General features: G+C 66.1%; 22 protein-coding genes and 1 riboswitch. Of the genes, 16 read left to right on the top strand and 6 right to left on the bottom strand.

What is annotated here, in order from left to right; translation table 11 throughout:
• Positions 1–120 precede the first annotated feature (120 nt).
• The 3 genes from AC3WOS_RS05525 to AC3WOS_RS05515 all read right to left on the bottom strand — a co-directional run bounded on the left by AC3WOS_RS05525 (position 121) and on the right by AC3WOS_RS05515 (position 2,691).
• A complete protein-coding gene (locus AC3WOS_RS05525; protein ID WP_492714852.1) occupies positions 121–1,344 on the bottom strand; it encodes a DUF4382 domain-containing protein in 1,224 nt (407 codons plus the stop codon).
• A gap of 161 nt (positions 1,345–1,505) precedes the next feature.
• A complete protein-coding gene (locus AC3WOS_RS05520) occupies positions 1,506–1,805 on the bottom strand; it encodes a putative quinol monooxygenase (RefSeq protein ID WP_492714851.1) in 300 nt (99 codons plus the stop codon).
• 19 nt (positions 1,806–1,824) lie between these two features.
• A complete protein-coding gene (locus tag AC3WOS_RS05515; protein WP_492714850.1) occupies positions 1,825–2,691 on the bottom strand; it encodes a helix-turn-helix transcriptional regulator in 867 nt (288 codons plus the stop codon).
• A 187-nt stretch (positions 2,692–2,878) separates the two neighbouring features.
• Between AC3WOS_RS05515 and AC3WOS_RS05510 the strand changes: the two genes are divergently transcribed.
• From AC3WOS_RS05510 to AC3WOS_RS05450, 13 genes are all read left to right on the top strand, one after another.
• On the top strand, positions 2,879–4,426 hold the full coding sequence (locus AC3WOS_RS05510; RefSeq protein WP_492714849.1) for a M20/M25/M40 family metallo-hydrolase: 1,548 nt from the start codon (positions 2,879–2,881) through the stop codon (positions 4,424–4,426).
• Positions 4,427–4,523: 97 nt separating this feature from the next.
• On the top strand, positions 4,524–4,928 hold the full coding sequence (locus tag AC3WOS_RS05505) for a hypothetical protein (protein ID WP_492714848.1): 405 nt from the start codon (positions 4,524–4,526) through the stop codon (positions 4,926–4,928).
• A gap of 230 nt (positions 4,929–5,158) precedes the next feature.
• A riboswitch (TPP riboswitch) is annotated at positions 5,159–5,264 on the top strand.
• A gap of 69 nt (positions 5,265–5,333) precedes the next feature.
• Positions 5,334–7,253 (top strand): phosphomethylpyrimidine synthase ThiC, encoded by a 1,920-nt coding sequence (gene thiC, locus AC3WOS_RS05500; RefSeq protein ID WP_492714847.1) that lies wholly within the window; start codon positions 5,334–5,336, stop codon positions 7,251–7,253.
• 7 nt (positions 7,254–7,260) lie between these two features.
• The gene (thiS, locus tag AC3WOS_RS05495; RefSeq protein ID WP_492714846.1) at positions 7,261–7,464 is read left to right on the top strand and encodes a sulfur carrier protein ThiS; all 204 of its coding nucleotides are present in this window, start codon (positions 7,261–7,263) and stop codon (positions 7,462–7,464) included.
• A gap of 22 nt (positions 7,465–7,486) precedes the next feature.
• Positions 7,487–8,278 (top strand): thiazole synthase, encoded by a 792-nt coding sequence (locus AC3WOS_RS05490; RefSeq protein ID WP_492714845.1) that lies wholly within the window; start codon positions 7,487–7,489, stop codon positions 8,276–8,278.
• Positions 8,279–8,298: 20 nt separating this feature from the next.
• Positions 8,299–9,228, top strand: coding sequence for a bifunctional hydroxymethylpyrimidine kinase/phosphomethylpyrimidine kinase (gene thiD, locus AC3WOS_RS05485; RefSeq protein ID WP_492714844.1), 930 nt, complete (start codon positions 8,299–8,301; stop codon positions 9,226–9,228).
• Between the two features lie 77 nt (positions 9,229–9,305).
• Positions 9,306–9,920 (top strand): thiamine phosphate synthase, encoded by a 615-nt coding sequence (gene thiE, locus AC3WOS_RS05480; RefSeq protein ID WP_492714843.1) that lies wholly within the window; start codon positions 9,306–9,308, stop codon positions 9,918–9,920.
• Positions 9,921–10,001: 81 nt separating this feature from the next.
• The gene (locus AC3WOS_RS05475) at positions 10,002–10,631 is read left to right on the top strand and encodes an ANTAR domain-containing response regulator (RefSeq protein ID WP_492714842.1); all 630 of its coding nucleotides are present in this window, start codon (positions 10,002–10,004) and stop codon (positions 10,629–10,631) included.
• Positions 10,632–10,906: 275 nt separating this feature from the next.
• A complete protein-coding gene (locus AC3WOS_RS05470; protein WP_492714841.1) occupies positions 10,907–11,392 on the top strand; it encodes a response regulator in 486 nt (161 codons plus the stop codon).
• Positions 11,393–11,506: 114 nt separating this feature from the next.
• Positions 11,507–12,613, top strand: coding sequence for an S-(hydroxymethyl)glutathione dehydrogenase/class III alcohol dehydrogenase (locus tag AC3WOS_RS05465; protein WP_492714840.1), 1,107 nt, complete (start codon positions 11,507–11,509; stop codon positions 12,611–12,613).
• A gap of 77 nt (positions 12,614–12,690) precedes the next feature.
• A complete protein-coding gene (locus AC3WOS_RS05460; RefSeq protein WP_492714839.1) occupies positions 12,691–15,000 on the top strand; it encodes a UvrD-helicase domain-containing protein in 2,310 nt (769 codons plus the stop codon).
• 114 nt (positions 15,001–15,114) lie between these two features.
• Positions 15,115–15,390: a ribbon-helix-helix domain-containing protein gene (locus AC3WOS_RS05455; protein WP_492714838.1), complete on the top strand. Its 276-nt coding sequence runs from the start codon at positions 15,115–15,117 to the stop codon at positions 15,388–15,390.
• Positions 15,387–15,707 (top strand): type II toxin-antitoxin system RelE/ParE family toxin, encoded by a 321-nt coding sequence (locus AC3WOS_RS05450; protein ID WP_492714837.1) that lies wholly within the window; start codon positions 15,387–15,389, stop codon positions 15,705–15,707. Before AC3WOS_RS05455 ends, AC3WOS_RS05450 begins: the two co-directional genes overlap by 4 nt.
• A gap of 36 nt (positions 15,708–15,743) precedes the next feature.
• Here the strand turns inward: AC3WOS_RS05450 and AC3WOS_RS05445 are convergent, their stop codons facing one another.
• The 3 genes from AC3WOS_RS05445 to AC3WOS_RS05435 form a co-directional block, all read right to left on the bottom strand.
• Complete coding sequence (locus AC3WOS_RS05445; RefSeq protein ID WP_492714836.1) at positions 15,744–16,532, bottom strand: BPSS1780 family membrane protein; 789 nt, start codon at positions 16,530–16,532, stop codon at positions 15,744–15,746.
• The gene (locus AC3WOS_RS05440) at positions 16,532–17,488 is read right to left on the bottom strand and encodes a homoserine kinase (protein ID WP_492714835.1); all 957 of its coding nucleotides are present in this window, start codon (positions 17,486–17,488) and stop codon (positions 16,532–16,534) included. The genes AC3WOS_RS05445 and AC3WOS_RS05440 overlap by 1 nt, the downstream gene beginning before the upstream one ends.
• A 63-nt stretch (positions 17,489–17,551) precedes the next feature.
• The gene (locus AC3WOS_RS05435) at positions 17,552–17,968 is read right to left on the bottom strand and encodes a hypothetical protein (RefSeq protein ID WP_492714834.1); all 417 of its coding nucleotides are present in this window, start codon (positions 17,966–17,968) and stop codon (positions 17,552–17,554) included.
• 221 nt (positions 17,969–18,189) lie between these two features.
• On the opposite strand from AC3WOS_RS05435, the gene polA reads away from it, so the two are divergent.
• The 3 genes from polA (at position 18,190) to AC3WOS_RS05420 (ending at position 22,854) form a co-directional block, all read left to right on the top strand.
• Positions 18,190–20,946: a DNA polymerase I gene (gene polA / locus AC3WOS_RS05430; protein ID WP_492714833.1), complete on the top strand. Its 2,757-nt coding sequence runs from the start codon at positions 18,190–18,192 to the stop codon at positions 20,944–20,946.
• Positions 20,947–21,031: 85 nt separating this feature from the next.
• Positions 21,032–21,916 carry a dienelactone hydrolase family protein gene (locus AC3WOS_RS05425; protein ID WP_492714832.1) on the top strand — a complete coding sequence of 295 codons (885 nt, stop codon included), beginning with the start codon at positions 21,032–21,034 and terminating at the stop codon, positions 21,914–21,916.
• 188 nt (positions 21,917–22,104) lie between these two features.
• Positions 22,105–22,854 carry a ZIP family metal transporter gene (locus AC3WOS_RS05420; RefSeq protein ID WP_492714983.1) on the top strand — a complete coding sequence of 250 codons (750 nt, stop codon included), beginning with the start codon at positions 22,105–22,107 and terminating at the stop codon, positions 22,852–22,854.
• Positions 22,855–22,907: the final 53 nt, after the last annotated feature.

The following is a 22,907-nucleotide window of genomic DNA, read 5'->3' as shown; positions in this document are numbered from 1 at the left end:
GTGGCGGCCGTGCTTGCATGGCGCGATTAATTTTCTTTCGGGAATGAAAAAGGACGCCGCGGCGTCCTTTTGGGGGAAGTGAAGCGGGGCCGCCCCCCGCAGGACGGCGCCGCAGCCTGCTTACGGCACCAGGCTGAAGTTCACGCCCGTCTGGTTGGCGGTGGAAATGTCAACCGAGGCCAGCGACTTGGTGGTGTAGCCGGTGGCCGAGGCTTCCAGCATGTACTTGCCCACGCCCGGCTGCACCGTGCTGGCGCTGGTGAACACCAGCGGCAGGGTGGCGCTGTAGGCCGTGTACTGGGGCGCCGTGGTCGGCAGGCCGGTCAAGGTGTAGGCGCCCGTTGTCAGGTCGGCGCCCATGTACTTGATGGTGACGACGGGGCCCGCTGCGATGGTCTGCTTGGCGTCGACGTAGGCGGTGGCGGTGGTGCTGACGGGCGCCAGCGTGACGGTGCCGCTGATGCTGCCCGTGACGGCGGTCGGCAGCGTGAGCGGCGCGGCCGAGGTGCTGAGCGGGATGATGACGCTGGTGCTGGTCACCGGCACGGCGCCGACGATGGCGGCGGCGTGCGCATCTGCCGTCACGACGACGTCGTAGTTACCGAGCGGCAGGCGGGTCAGCGAGAATTCGCCGGTGGTGGCGTTAGGCGTGGTGGAGCTGACGATGGCGCCGTTCTGCTGGGCCGACACCATCACGTGGCTGGTCAGCAGGGCCGGGGCGACGAAGCCGCCGATGCCGTTCAGGGCGGTCGGGATGACCTTGACCACCGGCTTCAGCGCGTACTTGCCGTTACCCTTGGTGACGACAGACTTGCAGGCGTCGAAGTCCAGCACCAGGTCCACTTTCTGGCCGGCGGCCACGTCGAATTCATTGACCAGCTTGATGCCGCTTTGCACTGCGCTCGGCGTGTCCAGCGACACTTCGGTGGTGCTGCCGGTAGGCACGACGGAGTTGGCCAGGCCGTTACCCGTGTTCGGGTCCAGCACCAGGCGCAGCTGCGAGTAGTGGCCGGCGCTCAGCGGCGTCTGGCCCAGGGCGTCGAGCGCGCCGTTGGTCAGGTTCAGCAGGTTGATCTTGCGGGCCGGGCTGAGGGTAATGTCGGTCCAGCCGGCATCCGTGTCGCTGGCCGCTGCGCTCTGGTTCACGCGCACTTTGCTGACGGTGACGTTGACGGCGTCAAAGCCGCAGGAGGGCGCATCGGTCAGCGACACGCTCAGCGTGCCCAAGTTGCTGGTGGGCGGCGTGGAGCTGCCGCCACCGCCGCAGGCGGCAAGGGTGAGGGCGGCGAGGGCGGCAAGGGCCGCGCTGGCAGTGCGAAGGGGGCGATAGCCTGGCTGTTTCATGATGGGCCTCTTTTTCTGGTGGTGGTCTACGGCAGTGATGAGTTCGCTGCACAGACATTATGTATTCCATGTGGAAACTAATATGTTAGCGTCCGCACATAGTGAGGTTTTGTTACAACTCTTACTTTTCCCAGCAGCCAGGGTACCGCCGGCGTTTCCGTTTAGAGCGGACTCGGCATGGAGATAGTGTCGCACATCTGGAGCGTGGGCGGAGCGGCCAGCAGGGTGTCGAAACGGGCCAGCGCCAGGCGCACGGGGTCCGAGGCCAAATGCTGATTGCAGGCGGCCTGGTCGCGGTACAGCTCGCAGACGACGAACGCTTCGGGCTGGCCCTGGCGGCGGTGTACGGTGTAGGACAGGCAGCCCGGTTCCTTGCGGGTCTCGGTGGCCAGCGCGCACAGCGTGGCGGCCACTTCATCGGCCGTATGTGGATGGGAATGCAAGTTGGCAATTAACAACATGTGGGCTCCATTTTCAGGTTCAGGGAGCTTGCATGATGCCGGCCTGGGTGCGCGACGGATTGTAAAAATGCGTCATGCCGCGCGCCTGGTGCAGGTAGCGCTGGGGCGAGGCCTGCGCCAGGCGACGGAACTCGTGGATGAAATGGGCCTGGTCGTAATAGCCGTGGCGCAGCGCCGTGTCCAGGTCGGGCGCGTCCGGCGTCAGCAGCAACGCCCGCACCGTGTGCTGGAAACGGCACAGCCGGCGCAGCCCGGCCGGGGTCTGGCCGGTGGCGGCCTGGAAGCGGCGCTCCAGCTGGCGCCGGCCCAGCTGCAACCGGCTTGCCAGCTGTTCGATAGTCAGCTCGCGACGGGTCCGGTACAACGTGGACACCGCATATTCCACCAGCGCATCGGCGCCGGATGGCCGCATCTGGCGCAGCAGGAAGTCCTGGATCAGCGCCAGCCGCCCGGCCTGGCTGTCAGCCGTTGCCACACGGCTGGCGCAGGCCTGGCCCGGCACGCCCCATATGTCGGCGATGTCCAGCGGCCGGTCCTGCAGCTGGGCTGCCGGTACAGCCGTGAAGCGCGCCAGCATGCCAGCCCGGAAACGCACGGCGATGAAGCCCACCTGCGCTGCCGCCGCCAGCGCCAGCGGTCCGTTGCGCAGGCACAGCAAATGGGCCGGCGCGCAAGCTTGCAAGCCGTGCGCGCCAGCGCTGTAGCGGAACGGCGCCCGGTAGTGGAAATACAGTTCGGCCCCGGTGCCGGGCAGCAGGGTGGGCAGGGCGATGGGCCCGTCGCCTTCCCAGCCCCACAGGCGGTCGATGTAGGGCAACAGCGGCGGGGCGGGCAGCAACTGAAAGCGGCGCATGGCGGATGGGATGACGGGGTGAAGCGCGATCATGGCATGCTTTTCCGATAAGACGCAACCGGCACTCCGCTGCCCGCAATTGATCGTCTCGTCTCGCCAGCTCCGTTTGTCCCAGACTGGACATGCGGCCCCGGTTTGACGATTTCTGTGATTTTTTTGACCTGGTATGGTTGAAAGAATAACGTTGTCCGTTCCCTCATTCACTCAACAAGGAACGAAGATGACCAAGCCAACCCGCCTCATCGTAGTCCTGCTGGCCGCCGCGTGCGCCGCCGGCGCCGTCCAGGCCCAGCCCGTGTGGATCACCCTGGGCGACGCCGCCTATGCCGAGTTGCAGCGGGCCGCCCCGCAAGCGATCGCGCGCGAGAGCAGCGCCACCCGTAGCGCCCCGCTGCGGCTGGCCGGCCGCGAACGCCTGCACCTGGTCGAGGTGGACGAGCCGCAGCTGCTGGCCCTGTCGGCCGCCGTGCATGGGCGCTTGCACCGTTGCGGCGGCTTCATGGCCCATCCGAGCGAGGCGGCCGGCTTGACGGCGCTGCGCCCGGCCGCGCGCACGGCGCTGGCGGCGCCCACCCGGCCCTCGTACGCCATCGCGCAACAGGCCGTGGCCGGCCCCATGCTGTCCCAGATGCAAGCCAGCAATATCGGCCAGACCATCGTCGACATGTCGGCCTACGCCAACCGCTACTACACGACCAACAATGGCGTGAATGCCTCGAACTGGCTGCTGCAGCGCTGGAGCGCGCTGGCCGCCGGCCGCGCCGACATCGCCGTCAGCCAGTTCACCCATGGCGCCTTCCCGCAGAAGTCCGTGATCGTCACCATCACTGGCACCGACAACGGCAGCCAGGTGGTGGTGCTGGGAGGCCACCTCGATTCCATCAACCAGGCCGGTACGGGCGAGACTACGCGCGCGCCCGGCGCCGACGACGATGCGTCCGGCGTGGCCAGCCTGACGGAGCTGCTGCGGGTGATCGTGGCCAGCGGCTACCATCCGCGCCGCACCATCAAGCTGATCGGCTACGCGGCCGAGGAGGTGGGCCTGCGCGGTTCGCAGGACATCGCCCAGAGCTTCCAGCGCGACGGCGTCAACGTGGTGGGCGTGATGCAGCTCGACATGACCAACTATCACGGTTCGGCTTACGACATCTATCTCTACACGGATTACACGGACAGCAGCCAGAACGACTTCGTGCAGCGCCTGATCGGCGCCTACCTGCCCACCCTCAAGGTCGGCTTTGACCAGTGCGGCTACGCCTGTTCCGACCATGCCTCGTGGACGGCGCAGGGCTACTGGACCTCGATGCCGTTCGAAACCACGCTCGACGAGGACAACCCCTACATCCACACGGCCAACGACACCTACGCCAATTCCGGCAGCCAGGCCGACAACGCGCTCAAGTTCGCCCGCATGGCCATGGCCTATGCCGTGGAACTGGGCAGCGAAGGGCCGGGCGTGCCGCCGCCGGCCGACCGCACGGAAACGGCCAGCGGCACGCTGGCCAAGGGCCAGAAGGTCAGCTACGGTCCCTACAAGGTGGCCGCCGGCGGCAGCTTCGCCGCCACGCTGAGCGGCAGCGGCGACACCGACCTGTATGTGCGCAAGGGGGCGGCGGCCACCACCAGCAGCTACGACTGCAAGTCCGACGGCCCCACCAGCGCGGAGCGCTGCACCGTGTCGCTGAGCGCCAATGGCGACGTGTACCTGTTGTTGAACGGCTACAGCGCGGCCAGCTACACGCTGACGGTGACCTACCGGCCGCAATAAACTGGCGGCGCCCGCCACCGGCGGCGGCCAGCCGCTGGTGTGCGGAAGCAACACAATATGCAACCGTCTGTAAGTTTCCTTACGGTATTTGGTGTTTATGTACAACAATAAATCGTGCCGGATCAAAGGGCACTTCCTCACAGCTCACAAGGAGATCGTCATGAAACCGCAAGTTGTTCTGGCTTTGATCCTGGCAGCCGGCGCCTGGCCGCTGGCCCACGCCGGCGAAGCCAATTCGCTCTACCAAGGCTTGATTTCGTTCCGCGACGGTCCCGACCCGGCCGGCAAGACGCCGGTCTACTGGGCCACCAACCGCACCTTGCACGGCATCCCCAACCCGCGCGTTGCCGAGCTCAAGTTCGGTGCCAACTGGGTGGCGGAAATCCGCTGGTGTGGCGATAACGCCGCGCGGCCGTTGCCGGGCGAATGCACGGACATTTACTACAATTTCCGGAAAGGCAACCTGATCACGGAAAATACCCGCGATCTGATGCACCCCTGAGCGGCACGGCCCCGGCGGGCCAGCCGCCGGGTGCTGGCGGCATTGCCGGCCAGCCATGCCGAGCCCGCCGCCGGGCGCCAGGCCGTTGTATTTCCATCCTTCCGGACGGCCGTCCACAGGCCGGCATTTGTCAAGGCGGCCGTCGCGCATAGCGCATATGGCCGTCTTTTTTACGCCATGCGGCGCGCGGCGCCATGGCGCATGTATAATTCCATCCGCTGCCGCAAGGTGGCACACGCTAGGGGTCCTGCAAGTCGCACTGCGATGCGCGGGTGAGAAATACCCTCCGAACCTGATCTGGATAATGCCAGCGAAGGGAAGCCAAGGACAACGCCGGTCACGATCCGACCACCACGCGCCGTCCCACCTCCTTTGCTGGCTCCTGTAGCTAACGAAGGAGCCAAATTGAACGCCAATCCGAAATTCCTCTCCGCCACCGCCACGGTGGACCAGGCTGCCATTGCGCCGCTGCCCAACTCGCGCAAGGTCTATGTCCAGGGCAGCCGCCCCGACATCCGCGTGCCGATGCGCGAAATCACCCAGGCCGACACGCCGGCCTCGTTCGGTTTCGAAGCCAACCCGCCCGTCTATGTCTACGACACCTCCGGCCCCTACACCGATCCGGACGCCGTGATCGACATCCGTTCCGGCCTGGCCGCCACCCCGCGCCTGCCGTGGATACTGGAGCGTGCCGATACCGAGGAGCTGGCCGGCCCCACCTCCGAATATGGCCAGGCGCGCCTGGCCGATCCGGCCCTGGCCGAACTGCGCTTCAACCTGCACCGCCTGCCGCGCCGCGCCAAGGCCGGCAAGAACGTGACCCAGATGCACTACGCGCGCCAGGGCATCATCACACCGGAAATGGAATTCGTCGCCATCCGCGAAAACCTGCGCCGCAAGGAATACCTGGAGAACCTCAAGAACTCCGGTCCCATGGGCCAGCGCCTGGCCGACCTGATGGGCCGCCAGCATCCTGGCCAGTCCTACGGCGCCAGCATCCCGGACGAGATCACGCCCGAATTCGTGCGCGACGAGATCGCCCGCGGCCGCGCCATCATCCCCGCCAACATCAACCACCCGGAAATCGAGCCGATGATCATCGGCCGTAATTTCCTCGTCAAGATCAACGCCAACATCGGCAATTCGGCCGTCACCTCGTCCATCGGCGAGGAAGTGGAGAAGATGACCTGGGCCATCCGCTGGGGCGGCGACAACGTGATGGACCTGTCGACCGGCAAGCATATCCACGAGACGCGCGAGTGGATCATCCGTAACAGCCCGGTCCCCATCGGCACCGTGCCGATCTACCAGGCGCTGGAAAAGGTCAACGGCAAGGCCGAGGACCTGACCTGGGAAATCTTCCGCGACACCCTGATCGAACAGGCCGAGCAGGGTGTGGACTACTTCACCATCCACGCCGGCGTGCTGCTGCGCTACGTGCCGATGACGGCCAAGCGCCTTACGGGCATCGTCTCGCGCGGCGGTTCCATCATGGCCAAGTGGTGCCTGGCGCACCACAAGGAATCGTTCCTGTACACGCACTTCGAAGAGATCTGCGAAATCATGAAGGCCTACGACGTCTCGTTCTCGCTCGGTGACGGCCTGCGTCCCGGCTCGATCTACGACGCCAACGACGAAGCCCAGCTGGGCGAGCTGAAGACGCTGGGCGAACTGACCCAGATCGCCTGGAAGCACGACGTGCAGGTGATGATCGAAGGCCCCGGCCACGTGCCCATGCAGCTGATCAAGGAAAACATGGACCTGCAGCTGGAACAGTGCCACGAAGCGCCGTTCTACACGCTGGGACCTCTGACCACCGACATCGCGCCCGGCTACGACCACATCACCTCCGGCATCGGCGCGGCGCAGATCGGCTGGTACGGCACGGCCATGCTGTGCTACGTCACGCCCAAGGAGCACCTGGGCCTGCCGGACAAGAACGACGTCAAGGACGGCATCATCACCTACAAGATCGCCGCCCACGCGGCCGACCTGGCCAAGGGCCATCCGGGCGCCCAGATCCGCGACAACGCGCTGTCCAAGGCCCGTTTCGAGTTCCGCTGGGACGACCAGTTCAACCTGGGCCTGGACCCGGACAAGGCGCGCGAATTCCACGACGAGACCCTGCCCAAGGATTCGGCCAAGGTGGCGCACTTCTGCTCCATGTGCGGCCCGCACTTCTGCTCGATGAAGATCACGCAGGAAGTGCGCGAGTACGCGGCGGCCAACGGCGGCCTCGACGACAGCGCCGTGCTGGAACAGGGCATGCAGGTCAAGGCGATTGAGTTCATCAAGAACGGCGCCGAGCTCTATCGCAAGCTGTGAGGCGGCCATGATCGCAATTGAACTGAACGGCGCGCCGCACAGCGTGCCGGCCGGCCAGACGGTGAACGACTTGATCGACGCCCTGTCGTTGACGGGCCAGGCGCTGGCGCTGGCCGTCAACCGCACGGTGGTGCCGCGCCAGCAGTGGCGCGAGCGCCGGCTGCAGGCGCAGGACAAGGTGGACATCGTGCGCGCCATCGGCGGCGGCTAACCACGGACTAAGGAAAACGGACATGCAAGAGCAAAGCCAAGACCTGCTGACCATCGCAGGCAAGACCTACCAATCGCGCCTGCTGGTGGGCAGCGGTAAATACAAGGACCTGGCCCAGACCCGCGAAGCGACCGACGCGGCCGGGGCGGAAATCATTACGGTGGCGATCCGCCGCGTCAACATCGGCCAGGACCCCAAGGCGCCCAGCCTGCTGGACGTGCTGCCGCCGTCGCAGTACACCATCCTGCCCAACACGGCCGGCTGCTACACGGCCAAGGATGCCGTCTACACCTTGCAGATGGCGCGTGAACTGCTGGGCGGGCACAAGCTGGTCAAGCTGGAAGTGCTGGGCGACGAGAAGACCCTGTTCCCGCACATGCCCGAGACCCTGGTCGCGGCCGAGGCGCTCGTGCGCGACGGCTTCGACGTGATGGTCTACTGCAGCGACGACCCGATCCAGGCCAAACTGCTGGCCAGCATAGGCTGCGTGGCCGTGATGCCGCTGGCCTCGCTGATCGGTTCGGGCATGGGCATCCTCAACCCGTGGAACCTGTCGCTGATCATCGAGCAGGCCACGGTGCCGGTGCTGGTCGATGCCGGCGTGGGCACGGCGTCCGATGCGGCCATCGCCATGGAACTGGGCTGCGACGGTGTGTTGATGAACACCGCCATCGCCGGCGCGCAGGACCCGGTGCGCATGGCGCGCGCCATGCGCCTGGGCGTGCAGGCGGGGCGTGAAGCCTACCTGGCCGGCCGCATCCCGAAGCGCTTCGCCGCCTCGCCATCGTCGCCGATGGCTGGCCGGCTGGCATGAAGCGGGCTGGCGCCGCTGACATGCCTAGGCAAGACGGCACCGCCAGTTCAAGCGGCGACGTTGATGCCAGGGGCATGTCCGGAGCGGCCGCCACCGGCGCGCGCGGGCAGGCTGGCGCCACGGGGACGCACGGCTACGCGAGTAGCGGCGCGCCAGCGGCGGCGCCACCGGTGCGCCGTTCCGACGAGCGGCCGGCCGTGCTGGTGCTGGCCGGGGTCGATCCGTCCGGCGGCGCCGGCATCGCGGCCGACCTGCAGGCCGTGGCAGGCCAGGGCGCGCATGCGCTGACGGTGGTCACGGCGCTGACGGCGCAGGACAACGACCGTGTGTACCACGTGCAGCCGGTGGACAGCGCCATGCTGCTGCGCCAGGCCGAGGTGCTGGCGGCGAAGATCGCCATCGGCGCCGTCAAGATCGGCATCACGGGCAGCGCCGCCAATGCGCAGGCCATCGCCGGCCTGATCGTGCGCTTGCGCGTGCACCAGCCGGACCTGCCCGTGGTGCTGGACCCGGTGCTGGCCAGCGGCCACGGCGACCTGCTGTCGCGCGACGACGCGGTGCTGGCGCTGGCGCCGCTGCTGCCGCTGGTCACCGTGCTCACGCCCAACGGGCCGGAGGCGCGCGCCCTCACCGGCGAGGATGAGCCGGCCGCGCAAGCGCGCGTGCTGCAGGCGCGCGGTTGCCGCCACGTGCTGATCACGGGCGGCCATGACGCGGGGGACCAGGTGGTCAACCGCTGGTTTGGTCCGGAACGCGAGCAGCAATGGCGCTGGCCCCGTTTGCCCGGCGGGTTTCACGGCAGCGGTTGCACGCTGGCTTCGTCCATCGCCGGCTTGCTGGCGCAGCAGGTGCCGATGGCGGTGGCGCTGGAGCGGGCCCAGCGGTTCTGCCATCACGCGCTGGAAGCGTCCTACCCGATCGCGGCGGGCCAGCGCATACCGCTGCGCTGAATGGCCGTCGTCCAGGACAACGAGTAAATGGGGTACGTCCCCATTTTTTACGTACCCATTTTTTTTGAAGGCACATCATGCAAGGACTTTATCTGGTTACGCCCAACTGGGACGATACCGAGCGGCTGCTGGCGGTGACGGAGCAGGCGCTGGGCGCCGGCGTGGCGCTGCTGCAGTATCGCCACAAGGACGCCAGCCCGGCGCTGCGCGCGGAGCAGGGCGCGGCCCTGCTGGCGCTGTGCCGCCGCCACGGCGTGCCGCTGATTATCAACGACCACGTGGCCTTGTGCCAGGCGCTCGACGCGGACGGCATCCACGTGGGCGGCACGGACGCGGCACTGGCCGAGGTGCGCGCCGCACTGGGACCGGACAAGATCGTCGGCGCTTCCTGCTACGGCGACTTGCCGCGCGCGCTGGCGGCCCAGGCGGCCGGCGCCAGCTATGTGGCCTTCGGCGGCTTCTACCCGTCGCGCGTCAAGCAGTATGCCGTCACGACGGCGCCGTCCATCGTCAACGAGGCACGCGCCGTCATCACCGTGCCCAGCGTGGTGATCGGCGGCATGACGCCGGACAACGCGGCGCCATTGGTGGCGCGCGGCGCCCACATGGTGGCCGCCATCAGCAGCGTCTACCTGGCGGACGACCCGGCCGCGGCCGTGCGCAGCTTCCGTTCGTTGTTCTTGGTTAATTAACAACGGAACGGTAAACTGGTCTGCGATCCGTGGCCCGTTACGCCTTATAATTCAGGCGTTTACTTGACCACGGGCCGCCACATGAACGTCACTGCCAGCGCTAAGCGACTGATCCTGATCGTCGACGACGACCAACTGCTGCTCGACTACCTGGGCGAGGTGTTGCGCCACGCCGGCTACGATACGCTGCAGGCTTCCTCGTCCGAGCAAGCCTTGCAACTGATCGGCCAGCGCGAACCGGACCTGGCCCTGCTCGACATCCACATGCCGGGCATGAACGGCCTGGAGCTGGCCAAGCGCCTGCACGCCCAGACTTCCGTGCCCTTCATGTTCCTGTCCGGCCGCGGCGACGCCGACGCCGGCAAGCAGGCGGCGGCCTACGGCGCCGTCGGTTTTCTCGTCAAGCCGGTCGATGAAAAACACTTGATGCCGGCCTTCGCCGCCGGCCTGGCGCGGGCCGACGAGATCCGCCAGCTGCGCCGCACCGAGCTCAATCTGAACGCGGCGCTGGCGGCCGGGCGCGAGACCAGCCTGGCCGTGGGCCTATTGATGTGCAAGTTCCAGACCGACCGCAACACGGCCTTCGAAGTGTTGCGCGACCATGCCCGCTCCAGCCGGCGCAAGGTCAATGAAGTGGCCGACCAGCTGCTGGCGGCCGAGGAAACCCTGAACAGCCTGCACGCGGCCTTCAGCAACCGTCTCAAAAAGTAAACGGTGGGCAGATAGTCGCACCGCGCCCGCTTGCCCAGCCTCCGTTTTGTTGTACTATGAAAGCTGACGCTAGCGGCCCCGGCCGCTAAGCTGAAGTGCAGCGGGACCGTAACCCGCCCCTGCCAGTCCTGCGGCCGCCCATCCCCCGCGCCGCGCCACCAGTTTGGCCCAGCTCCGCCGAACCGATCCCGTGACCACCGTTGCCTGCCGCGCCCTTGCTGCGCGGTCGCCGCGTGCGCGGGACAGTCCGATCACTTTTTCGCCGGAGAGACTCCATGACGATCAAGCCAGCCAGCGGCGCGGATGCGTCGCCCTGCGCCAGCCAGCAGCAACTGGACCAGGCCCGCGCGGCCCACGCCGATGCCCGCGCGCCGGGCGACACGCCGCGCGTGCTGCACGTGGACAGCGACCATGACGCGGCCCTGGTCCTGGCCACCTTGCTGGTGCCGGAAACCCAGGTCACCCACGCCGGCACCATGGCGGCGGCCGTGCGCGCCGCGCAGAACGGGCGCTACGCGCTGGTGGTGCTGGACCCTGACCTGCCTGACGGTGACGGCGCGGCCCTGCTGGCGACGTTGTGCCAGCTGCAGCAAGGCACGCCCGTGCTGCTGTATTCGGCGCGCCGGCCCGACCGGTACGACCAGGCCATCGCCTTCCTGCCCAAGCCGTGGACTTCGCCGCGCCAGCTGTGGCTGACCGTGTCGCAGCTGCTCGGCATTTCCTCTTCTTCTTTGACGCCAGTGGCCCAGCCGTCGTACTGAGCGTACCGGGATATCGTCCACGTTGGCGTTTTGTTATGATGGCGCACCGGCGGCGCCGGCGCTGGCCGCGCCGCCGAACCCGATTCCCCAATAACGCCATCACAGGACGAACACATGAAAACCAAAGCAGCCATTGCATGGAAGGCGGGCCAGCCGCTGACGATCGAGGAAGTGGAGCTGGGCGGTCCGCGCGAAGGCGAGGTGCTGGTCGAGATCAAGGCCACCGGCATCTGCCACACGGATTACTACACGCTGTCGGGCGCCGACCCGGAAGGCATCTTCCCCGCCATCCTGGGCCATGAAGGGGCCGGCGTGGTGGTGGAAGTGGGCCCGGGCGTGAAAAGCCTGAAGCAGGACGACCACGTCATCCCGCTTTACACCCCGGAATGCCGCCAGTGCAAATTCTGCCTGTCGCAGAAGACCAACCTGTGCCAGTCGATCCGCGCCACCCAGGGCCGCGGCCTGATGCCCGACGCCACCAGCCGCTTCTCGCTGGACGGCAAGCCGATCTACCACTACATGGGCACCTCCACCTTCTCCAACTACATCGTGGTGCCGGAGATCGCGCTGGCGAAAATCCGCGCAGACGCGCCGTTCGACAAGGTGTGCTACATCGGCTGCGGCGTGACCACGGGCGTGGGCGCCGTGCTGTTTACGGCCAAGGTGGAAGCGGGCGCCAACGTGGTGGTGTTCGGCCTGGGCGGCATTGGCCTGAACGTGATCCAGGCCGCGCGCATGGTGGGCGCCGACAAGATCATCGGGGTCGACATCAACCCGGCCCGCCAGGAGATGGCACGCAAGTTCGGCATGACCCACTTCATCAACCCCAGCCAGGTGGAAAACGTGGTCGACGCCATCATCGGGCTGACCGACGGCGGCGCCGACTACAGCTTCGAATGCATAGGCAACACCACCACCATGCGCCAGGCGCTCGAGTGCTGCCACAAGGGCTGGGGCCAATCCATCATCATCGGCGTGGCGGCGGCCGGCCAGGAAATCTCGACCCGGCCGTTCCAGCTGGTGACGGGACGGGTGTGGAAGGGCTCGGCCTTCGGCGGCGCGCGCGGGCGCACCGACGTGCCGAAAATCGTCGACTGGTACATGGAAGGCAAGCTCAATATCGACGACCTGATCACGCACCGGCTGCCGCTGGAGCGCATCAACGAAGGCTTCGACCTGATGAAGAGCGGCGAATCGATCCGCTCGGTGGTGATCTACTGACGTGGCGGGCCGGCCCGCCTGTGCCGTGGACTGTATAAAACCCCAGCACTGGCACGCCGGCCCGGTATAATCACGGGATGCAAAATCTCCTCCACAACCTCAATCCCGAACAACTGGCCGCCGTCACGCTGCCGCCCCAGAGCGCCCTGATCCTGGCCGGCGCCGGCTCCGGCAAGACGCGCGTGCTGACCACCCGCATCGCGTGGCTGATCCAGACCGGCCAGGTGTCGCCGGCCGGCATCCTGGCCGTGACCTTCACCAACAAGGCGGCCAAGGAAATGATGACGCGCCTGTCGGCCATGTTGCCGATCAATACGCGCGGCATGTGGATAGGGACCTTCCACGGCCTGTGCAACCGCCTGCTGCGCACGCACTACCGCGACGCGGCCCTGCCGCAGACGTTCCAGATCCTCGACTCGCAGGACCAGCTGTCCGTCATCAAGCGGCTGCTGAAGGCGAACAACGTGGACGACGACAAGTTCCCACCCAAGGAAGTGCAGTACTTCATCAACGGCGCCAAGGACCAGGGCCTGCGTGCCAACAAGATCGACCCTTACGGCCCGGACGAGCGCAAGAAGGTCGAGTTGTACCAGCTGTACGACGACCAGTGCCAGCGCGAAGGCGTGGTGGACTTTGCCGAACTGCTGCTGCGCACCTACGAGCTGCTGAGCCGTAACCAGCCGCTGCGCGAGCATTACCAGCAGCGCTTCAAGCACATCCTGGTCGACGAGTTCCAGGACACCAATAACCTGCAATACAACTGGCTCAAGCTGATGGCCGGCCATGGCAGCCAGGGCGGCGGCGCCCTGTTCGCCGTGGGCGACGACGACCAGAGTATCTATGCCTTCCGCGGCGCCAACGTGGGCAACATGAGCGCGTTCGAGCGCGAGTTCAAGGTGCAGAACCTGATCAAGCTGGAGCAGAACTACCGCTCGCACGGCCACATCCTGGACTCGGCCAATATGCTGATCGCCAATAACAGCAAGCGCCTGGGCAAGAACCTGCGCACGGACGCCGGCCACGGCGAACCGGTGCGCGTGTACGAGGCCAGCTCCGACCTGGCCGAAGCCCAGTGGATCATCGAGGAGTCCAAGAACCTGATCGCCGACGGCGCCTCGCGCAGCGAGATCGCCGTGCTGTACCGCTCCAACGCCCAGTCGCGCGTGATCGAGCATGCGCTGTTCTCGGCCGGCATTCCGTACCACGTGTACGGCGGCCTGCGCTACTTCCAGCGCGCCGAGGTCAAGCACGCCATCGCCTACCTGCAGCTGATGGACAATCCGCACAACGACTCGGCCTTCCTGCGGGTGGTGAACTTCCCCACGCGCGGCATCGGCCTGCGCTCGATCGAACAGCTGCAGGCGGCGTCCGAGCAGCACGGCATTTCGCTGTACGCGGCCGTGCCTTACGTGGCGGGCAAGGCCGGCAGCTCGCTGGGCGGCTTCGTGCGCCTGATCGAAGGGGCACGCTTCGAGACGCAGCAGATGGCGCTGCCCGAACTTGTGCGCGTGACGCTGGAAATGAGCGGCCTGCTGACTCACTACCAGAGCGAGAAGGAAGGCGCCGACCGCATCGAGAACCTGGAACAGATGGTCAGCGCCGCCACCCAGTTCGTGTCCGAAGAAGGCTACGGCCAGGGCGCGCCGGCCCATCTGGGACCGAAGGCCCTGGCCCAGGCGGGCGAGGCCATCGTCAACGAGGATGGTGTGGAGATTTACGACGCCGACGCGCCGCTGCCGACCGTGATGTCGCCGCTGTCGGCCTTCCTGTCGCATGCGTCGCTGGAAGCGGGCGACAACCAGGCGCAGGCCGGGCAGGACGCGCTGCAGATGATGACGGTGCACTCGGCCAAGGGCCTGGAGTTCGACAACGTCTTCATCACGGGCCTGGAAGAAGGCCTGTTCCCGCACGAGAGCAGTTCCAAAGAAGACGGCGGGGTGGAAGAGGAACGGCGCCTGATGTACGTGGCCATCACGCGCGCGCGCAAGCGGCTCTACATGTGCTTCGCCCAGACCCGCATGCTGCACGGCCAGACCCGCTACAACATGAAGTCGCGCTTCTTCGACGAGCTGCCGGAAGAGTCGCTCAAGTGGCTCTCGCCCAAGGTGCAGTCGCACTGGTCGGCCGTCAACCACCGCAAGTCGGCCTGGGACGAGGCGGTGCCGCTGGTGGGATCGGATAACGCCATCGCGCAGAAGATCGCGCAGAAGTCGGCCGGCGCCGGCTGGCGCATCGGCGAGTCGGTCGCCCACGGCAAGTTCGGCGAAGGCGTGATCGTCAACATCGAAGGCAGCGGCGGCAATGCGCGGGCCCAGATCAATTTCGGCAGCCACGGCATGAAGGTGCTGGACTTGAGCGTGGCGAAGCTGGAGCGGTTGGGGCGCTGACCTGCGGAGGGCAGCACCATTCAATCGGCCTGGCTTGTATTGCATCGGCCGGGGCGACAGCAAAGCGCAGACGGAGTAGGATTTAATCCTGTTTAATCCCATTGGGGAGAAATCATGCGAACCACTCAGCAACTCAGCATTACGCTTCCTTCGGAAATGGCTGAAGCGGTGAAAGCCAAAGTGACAGCTGGCCTTTACGCGACTGAAAGTGAAGTGATACGCGACGGTCTGCGGGCATTGTTCGCGCGCGACCGCGTGCTTGACGACTGGCTACATGAGCAGGCCGCGCCGGCGCTGGATGCGGTACGAGCCGACCCGGCACGTGCCGTCGGCCTGGATGACGTGCGCACCCGGCTGGCTGCGGAGCATCAGGCGGCGCGTAAGAAATGAAGCAATATGCCGTTGTTTTCACGCCAGAGGCGGAGGAGCAATTGGCTGAGATGTACCGCTATATCGCTGCCGAGGCCTCGCCAGATACGGCCGAGCGTTACACAACCGCCATCGTCGATTATTGTGCGGAGCTGGCGCAATTCCCGCACCGGGGTATGCAGCGGGATGACATTCGTCCGGGGATGCGCATCACGAATTACAAGGGCAGCGCCACGATTGCGTTCGCCGTCGACGATACGACAACGAGGGTGATTATCGTTGGCATCTTTTATCGTGGGCGGAATTACGAGGCGGCCCTACATCGCTCCACGAAATAGTCGTCCAAGGCAATGCATAGTGGCACCCCAACAGCTTTATTCTTGTGTTGCCGGCGCCGGTTCCTGCGGCATGGCCGGCAGGCCGAAGATCTGACGGTAGCTGGCGTAGAACGAGCAGTGCAGCAGCACCGTCAGGATCACGGACAGCGGCAGCAGCACCAGCAGGGCGGCCTGGCTGCGGCCCATCACCAGCAGCACCACTTCGCTCACCGTGGCGCTGATGGCGAACCAGCCCAGCGCGAATACGATGAAGGCCTTCAACGCGCGCAGCACGGCGAAAAAGCTGAAGAAGATCGCCTTCCCCAGCGCCATCTTCTGCCAGTAGATCAGCGGCGCGGCAAAGCAGAACGCCATCGCGGCCGGGATGTAGACGGCGCAGGCCAGCAGCATGGCGCCGCCCAGGTTGGCGTCCTTCAGTTGCTTGGCCGTGTCGCTGTTGGCTTCGATCTGTCCCGTGATCAGCTGGAACAGCACGCCGTCGTCGGCCAGCGCCGAGGCGCCCAGGGCCAGGGCGGCGGCGCCCAGGTACAGCACACCCAGTTTCAGCAGCGTGCCCACGGCCGGCTTCTGGAAGCCCGTCAGCAAGCGAGCCGGCACGATGCGCTTGCCTTGGTCGATGTCGAGGCAGGCCTGCATGAAGGCGACCGAAAACACGGGGATCAGGATCAAGGGCATGAACTGCCCCAGCAGCGGCACCACGCTGGCCAGCAGCGAGATCAGCATGGAGCCGAGCAGCAGCGTCGACAGCGCGGCCGGCTGCTGTCGGAACAGGACCACGCCCTGTTTGACCCACAGCCAGCCGGTACTTGCGGGCAGCTTGTTCATCAGTACAGGCCCGGCGCAGGCGTGGCGATGCGCTCGCGCAGGATGCGTTCGAAATGCGCGGGGTCGTGCGGGGTCAGCATTTCCGCTTCGCGCGGCTGGTAGAAGTCGTACAGGCGCGACAGCCAGAAACGCAGCGCGGCCGCGCGCAGCATCGGTTGCCAGGCTGTCTGTTCGGCGGCCGTGAACGGGCGCACGGCGTGGTAGGCGTCCAGCATGGCGCGCACGCGGGCCGGGTCCAGCACGCCCGTGTCGAGGTCTATGCACCAGTCGTTGACGGTGACGGCCACGTCGAACAGCCAGGTGTCGCAGCCGGCGAAGTAGAAGTCGAAGAAGCCCGTCAGGCGCTCGCCGTCGAACATGACGTTGTTGCGGAACAGGTCGGCGTGTATGGGGCCTTGCTGCAGCTGGCGGTAGGTGTCGCTGCCGGCATACGCTTGCTGGAAGTGCATCTCGGCCCGCAGCAGGTGGGCGTTTTCGTCCGACAGGTAGGGCAGCACTTGCGGCGTCGTTTCGTTCCACCACGCCAGGCCGCGCAGGTTGGGCTGCTGCAGCGGATAGTCCAGCCCGGCCAGGTGCATGCGCGCCAGCATGGCGCCCACGGCCGCGCAATGGACCGGTTGCGGGGCCATCTGCGAGCGGCCTTCGAGCTTGCTGACGATGGCGGCCGGCTTGCCGTGCAGCGATGCGAGCAGCTCGCCCGTGCTGGTGGCCACGGGGGCCGGCACCAGCACGCCGCGGGCGGCCAGGTGGTCCATCAGGCGCAGGTAGAACGGCAGCTGTTCGAACGACAGGTTCTCGAAGATGGTCAGCACGTACTCGCCGCGCTCCGTCGTCAGGAAGAAATTGCTGTTTTCAATGCCGGACGCGATGCCTTTCAGTGCAAGCGCCTTGCCGAGGGGGAATTGCTGGATCCACTGGCCGATATCGTCCAGGGTGACCGGGGTAAAAACTGCCATGAGGGTACGGGATGAGGTTCGGTGGGCGCGCCCCGTGGGCGGGGCGCGGCGGACATGCCTGACTTACTGCTTGGCAGGCGGCGGTGGCGGCGGCACGCTGGTGTCGGCCGCTTCTTCTTCCGGGGTTTTCTTCTTTTTCTTGCCGATGTCAAATTCCATCACGGTCCACTGGGGGCCGCGGTTGGCGCTGCCCAGGGCGTCGCCCGGCAGCGCGCTGCCGACCGGATTGTTGGGCTTGACCGTGTAGGTGCTCTTGCCGCTCTTGACCTTCGCTTCGGTCACGCGGCCACCTTCGCGCTTTTCGGTGATCTTCTTTTCAGCAGCCGGCTTGGCGTTGACCGTGATCGGGTCGTCCGCCACTTCCTCGATTTTTTCGAGCTTGGGCGGGTTGCTGGCGGCCGGCGTCTGGGCGCCGGCCGCGCCCACATGCGCGCAAAGCGCCAGAAGAAGGACTTGCCAGAGGGTGGAGGTGCGCATCATGGTGGGTTTCGCCTGTTAAAACGGTATGAATACAGTATGAGAACCCATTGTAACAAACAGACACGCTTAGCTGTTTTTAAAGCGTCATTTCCTGCCGGGACAGGGTGGTGCGGCTGTTGTTTTGTTGTCGTTGTGTAAATAGTGCAAGCTTGGCGAATGGGGCCCCCAAAGTCTGCGATAATGCCCCTTTCGCGCGCGCGCGACCCTTTTTTTTCGGCATTATGCACAAGACTCTGCTGTTAGTTGACGGTTCCAGTTACCTCTACCGCGCCTTCCACGCGCTGCCCGATTTGCGCAGCCCGGACGGCCACCCCACCGGCGCCATGCACGGCATGGTCAACATGCTGCGCCGGCTGCGGGCCGACTATCCGGCCGCCTACATCGCCTGCGTGTTCGACGCCAAGGGCAAGACCTTCCGCGACGACCTCTATCCCGAGTACAAGGCCACGCGCGCCTCGATGCCGGACGACCTGCGGCTGCAGATCGAACCGATCCACGAAGCCGTCAAGGCCATGGGCTGGCCCATCCTGATGGTGGAAGGGGTGGAGGCGGACGACGTGATCGGCACCCTGGCCGTGCAGGCGGCGCAGGCCGGCATGGACGTGGTGGTGTCGACCGGCGACAAGGACCTGGCCCAGCTGGTCAACGAGCGTGTCATGCTGATCAACACCATGAGCAACGAGAAGCTGGACCAGGCCGGCGTGCTGGCCAAGTTCGGCGTGCCGCCCAACCGCATCATCGACTACCTGACCCTGATCGGCGACACGGTCGATAACGTGCCCGGCGTGCACAAGTGCGGCCCCAAGACGGCCCTCAAGTGGCTGACCCAGTACGACAGCCTCGATGGCGTGATGGCCAACGCGGCCAGCGTGGGCGGCGCCGTGGGCGAGAACTTGCGCCAGGCGCTGGAATGGCTGCCGCGCGGGCGCGAGCTGATCACCGTCAAGACGGATTGCGACCTGTCGGGCCACATGAGCACCATCGCCGAATCGCTGGCCGCGCGGCCGGAAGATGTCGATACGCTGCTGGCCTTCTTCACCAGGTACGGCTTCAAGACCCTGCAGCGCGAACTGGGCGCGGCCAGCGGCAAGGCCGCCCCGGCCGGCGCTGCCGCTGCCGTGGTGGCGGCGGCGGTCAGCGCCACGGCCGACATGTTCGCCGAAGCGCCGGCCGAGCTGCGCTACGAAATGGTGCTGACCGAGGCCCAGCTGGCGCACTGGCTGGCCGTGATCGACACCGCCGCCCTGACGGCCGTGGATACGGAAACGACGTCGCTGGAGCCGATGACGGCGCAGCTGGTCGGCATTTCCCTGTCGGTGGAGCCGGGCGTGGCCTGCTACATCCCCGTGGCCCACAGCTACGCGGGCGTGCCCGAGCAGCTGTCGCGCGAGCACGTGCTGGCGCGCCTGAAGCCGTGGCTGGAGGATGAGCACAAACCCAAGGTGGGCCAGAACCTCAAGTACGACAGCCACATCTTCGCCAACCACGGCGTGCAGCTGCGCGGCATCGTGCACGACACGCTGCTCGAATCGTACGTGTTCGAGTCGCACCGCACACACGACATGGACAGCCTGGCGCTGCGTCACCTGAACGTGACCACCATTCCCTTTGTCGACGTATGCGGCAAGGGCGCCAGCCAGATCACGTTCGACCAGGTGGAACTGGGCCGCGCCACGGCCTACGCGGCCGAAGACGCCGACATCACGCTGCGCCTGCACCAGAGCATGATAGGCAAGGTGGAAGGGGACGAGAAGCTGAACCACATCTACCGCGCCATCGAACTGCCGACGGCCGTGGTGCTGCAAAAGATCGAGCGCAACGGCGTGATGATCGATGCCGGCCTGCTGGCCACCCAGTCGGCCGAACTGGGTGCGCGCGTGGCGGAACTGGAGCTGAAGGCGCACGAGCTGGCCGAGCAGCCGTTCAACCTCGGTTCGCCCAAGCAGATCGGCGAGATCTTCTTTGAAAAACTCAAGCTGCCGGTGGTGAAGAAGACCCCGAGCGGCGCCCCGTCCACGGACGAGGAAGTGCTGCAGAAGCTGGCCGAGGACTATCCGCTGCCCAAGGTGCTGCTGGAGTACCGCAGCCTGTCCAAGCTCAAGTCGACCTACACGGACAAGCTGCCCAAGATGATCAATGCGCAGACGGGCCGGGTCCACACCAACTACGCCCAGGCGGTGGCCGTGACGGGCCGGCTGGCCTCCAACGACCCCAACCTGCAGAACATCCCGATCCGCACCAAGGAAGGGCGCCGCATCCGCGAAGCGTTCGTGGCGCCGGCCGGCAGCCATATCGTGTCGGCCGACTATTCGCAGATCGAGCTGCGCATCATGGCCCACATCTCGGGCGACGAGAACATGCTGCGCGCCTTTGCCGAAGGGGTGGACATCCACCGCGCCACGGCCGGCGAGATCTTCGGCGTGCCGGCGGCGGACGTATCGAGCGAACAGCGACGCTACGCCAAGGTGATCAACTTCGGCCTGATCTACGGCATGAGCGCGTTCGGCCTGGCGGCCAACCTGGGCATCGAACGGGGCGCGGCGCAAAGTTATATCGACCGCTATTTCGCCCGCTTCGCCGGCGTCCGGCAGTACATGGAGGACACGCGCCAGCAGGCCAAGGCGCGCGGCTACGTGGAGACGGTGTTCGGCCGCCGCCTGTGGCTGCCCGAGATCAATTCGCCCAACGGCCCGCGCCGCCAGGGCGCGGAACGGGCCGCCATCAATGCGCCCATGCAGGGCACGGCGGCCGACCTGATCAAGCTGGCCATGATCGCCGTGCAGGGCTGGCTCGAACGCGACGGCCTGCAAACGAAGATGATCATGCAGGTGCACGATGAACTGGTGCTGGAAGTGCCGGACGCGGAACTGGCGCTGGTGCGCGAGCAGTTGCCGCGCCTGATGGCCGGCGTGGCCGCGCTGAAAGTACCGCTGACGGCCGAGGTGGGCGTCGGCAAGAACTGGGACGAGGCGCACTGACACGCGGCGCATCGGTAACAGGGTAGCAAATGGCGGGCGCCCACAAGGCGCCCGTGTGGAGACGTAAAACAAAACGAGGAGACATATGAAAGATCTGGTACAAGATGCTGCAAGTCTGCTGTCGAAAACCGCGTTGTCGGACGGTGTGGACCGTCGCGACTTCCTGAAAGCTGCACTGGGCACGGGCTTTGCCGTGGCCGCCATGCCGGTGATGGCGCAAAACGTCATCAAGACCGATACCGTCGGCCTGACGGCCGGCACCATCCACCTCAACGTGAACGGGCAGACCGTGCCCGTCTACCGCGCCCAGCCCGAAGGCAAGAGCAACCTGCCCGTGATCGTGGTGGTGTCCGAGATCTTCGGCGTGCACGAGCACATTGCCGACGTGGCGCGCCGCTTCGCCAAGCTCGGTTACCTGGCGCTGGCGCCGGAACTGTTCGTGCGCCAGGGCGACCCCAGCAAGGCGGCCACCATCGCCGACCTGCAGCGCGACATCATCGCCAAGACGCCGGACCAGCAGGTGCTGGGCGACATCGACGCCACGCTGGCCTGGGCCAAGGCCAACGGCGGCAATCCGGACAAGATGGGCATTACCGGCTTCTGCTGGGGCGGCCGCATCGCGTGGATGTACGCGGCCCACAACCCGCAGCTCAAAGCGGCCGTGGCCTGGTATGGCCGCCTGGTGGGCGAAGCGAACGCCATGATGCCGACCTATCCGATCGATATCGCACCGTCGCTCAAGGTGCCCGTGCTGGGCCTGTACGGCTTGAAGGACACCGGCATCACCCAGGATTCCATCGCCCGCATGAAGGAAGCGCTGGCCCGGGCCGGCAACAAGTCGGTGTTCGTCGTGTACCCCAATTCGGGCCACGCCTTCCACGCCGACTACCGTCCCAGCTACGTGGAAGCGGACGCCAAGGACGGTTTCGCGCGCGCCATCGCGTGGTTCCGCGACCATGGCGTGATGTAAGCGTAAGCGCGCCGATTGCCGCCATTTGGCGGGAAATCGGCGACAAATCGGCGGGAATTCGGCCGGAATTCGGCAAATAAGCGGGCTGGGCGGTAAAATACCGTCCGGCCCGCGCCGCTTGCAGGCTGCGGCTGGCGCCGGGTCCCTGCCAAAAGAGGTTCAAAATCGATTCGACACTCATTTCCATCCTGCTGGCCACCACGGTCGCCGGCGTCGTCAGCATCTCGGCCGCTGCCATTTTTTCGTTCACGCTGCTGTCGAAGGTGGTCGAGCGCATGGTCAGCCTGTCGGTCGGCATCATGCTGTCCACGTCACTGCTGCATGCGCTGCCGGAGGCGTTCGAATCGCAGGCCGATGCGCGCAGCCTGTTCGCCACCCTGCTGGGCGGACTGCTGGCGTTCTTCATGCTGGAAAAGCTGGCTATCCTGCGCCACTCGCACCATCATGAGGGCGACGGCCACCATCACCATCATGGGCACGACAAGCGCGAGGCGGGCAAGGCCGGCTGGATGATCCTGGTCGGCGACGGCATGCACAACTTCACGGACGGCATCCTGATCGCGGCGGCCTTCCTGGCCAATCCCGAGCTGGGGCTGGTGACGGGCCTGGCCATCATCGCGCACGAGATACCGCAGGAGATCGGCGACTTCATCGTGCTGCTCAACGCCGGCTTCACGCGCACCCGGGCCTATGTCTACAACCTGCTGTGCAGCCTGATGGCGATCGGCGGCGGGGTGCTGGGCTACTTCATGCTGGACCGCGCCAGCGGCATGATTCCCTACGTGCTGGTGTTTGCCTCGTCCGGTTTCATCTACATCGCCGTCAGCGACCTGATGCCGCAAATGCAGCGCCGCGCCACGCTGCGCGAGACGGTGCCGCAAGTGCTGCTGATCGCCGTGGGTGTAGGCATCGTGCTGTTCCTCACGCACGGGCACTGACGACAGGACCTCTCCGCGCACCTTGCGCGGACACAAACGGAGCTATCCGGCCT

Source organism: Rugamonas sp. FW305-51, from assembly GCF_058786935.1.
The sequence above is the reverse complement of the archived record's forward strand: the minus strand, read 5'-3'. Positions and strand labels throughout refer to the sequence as shown.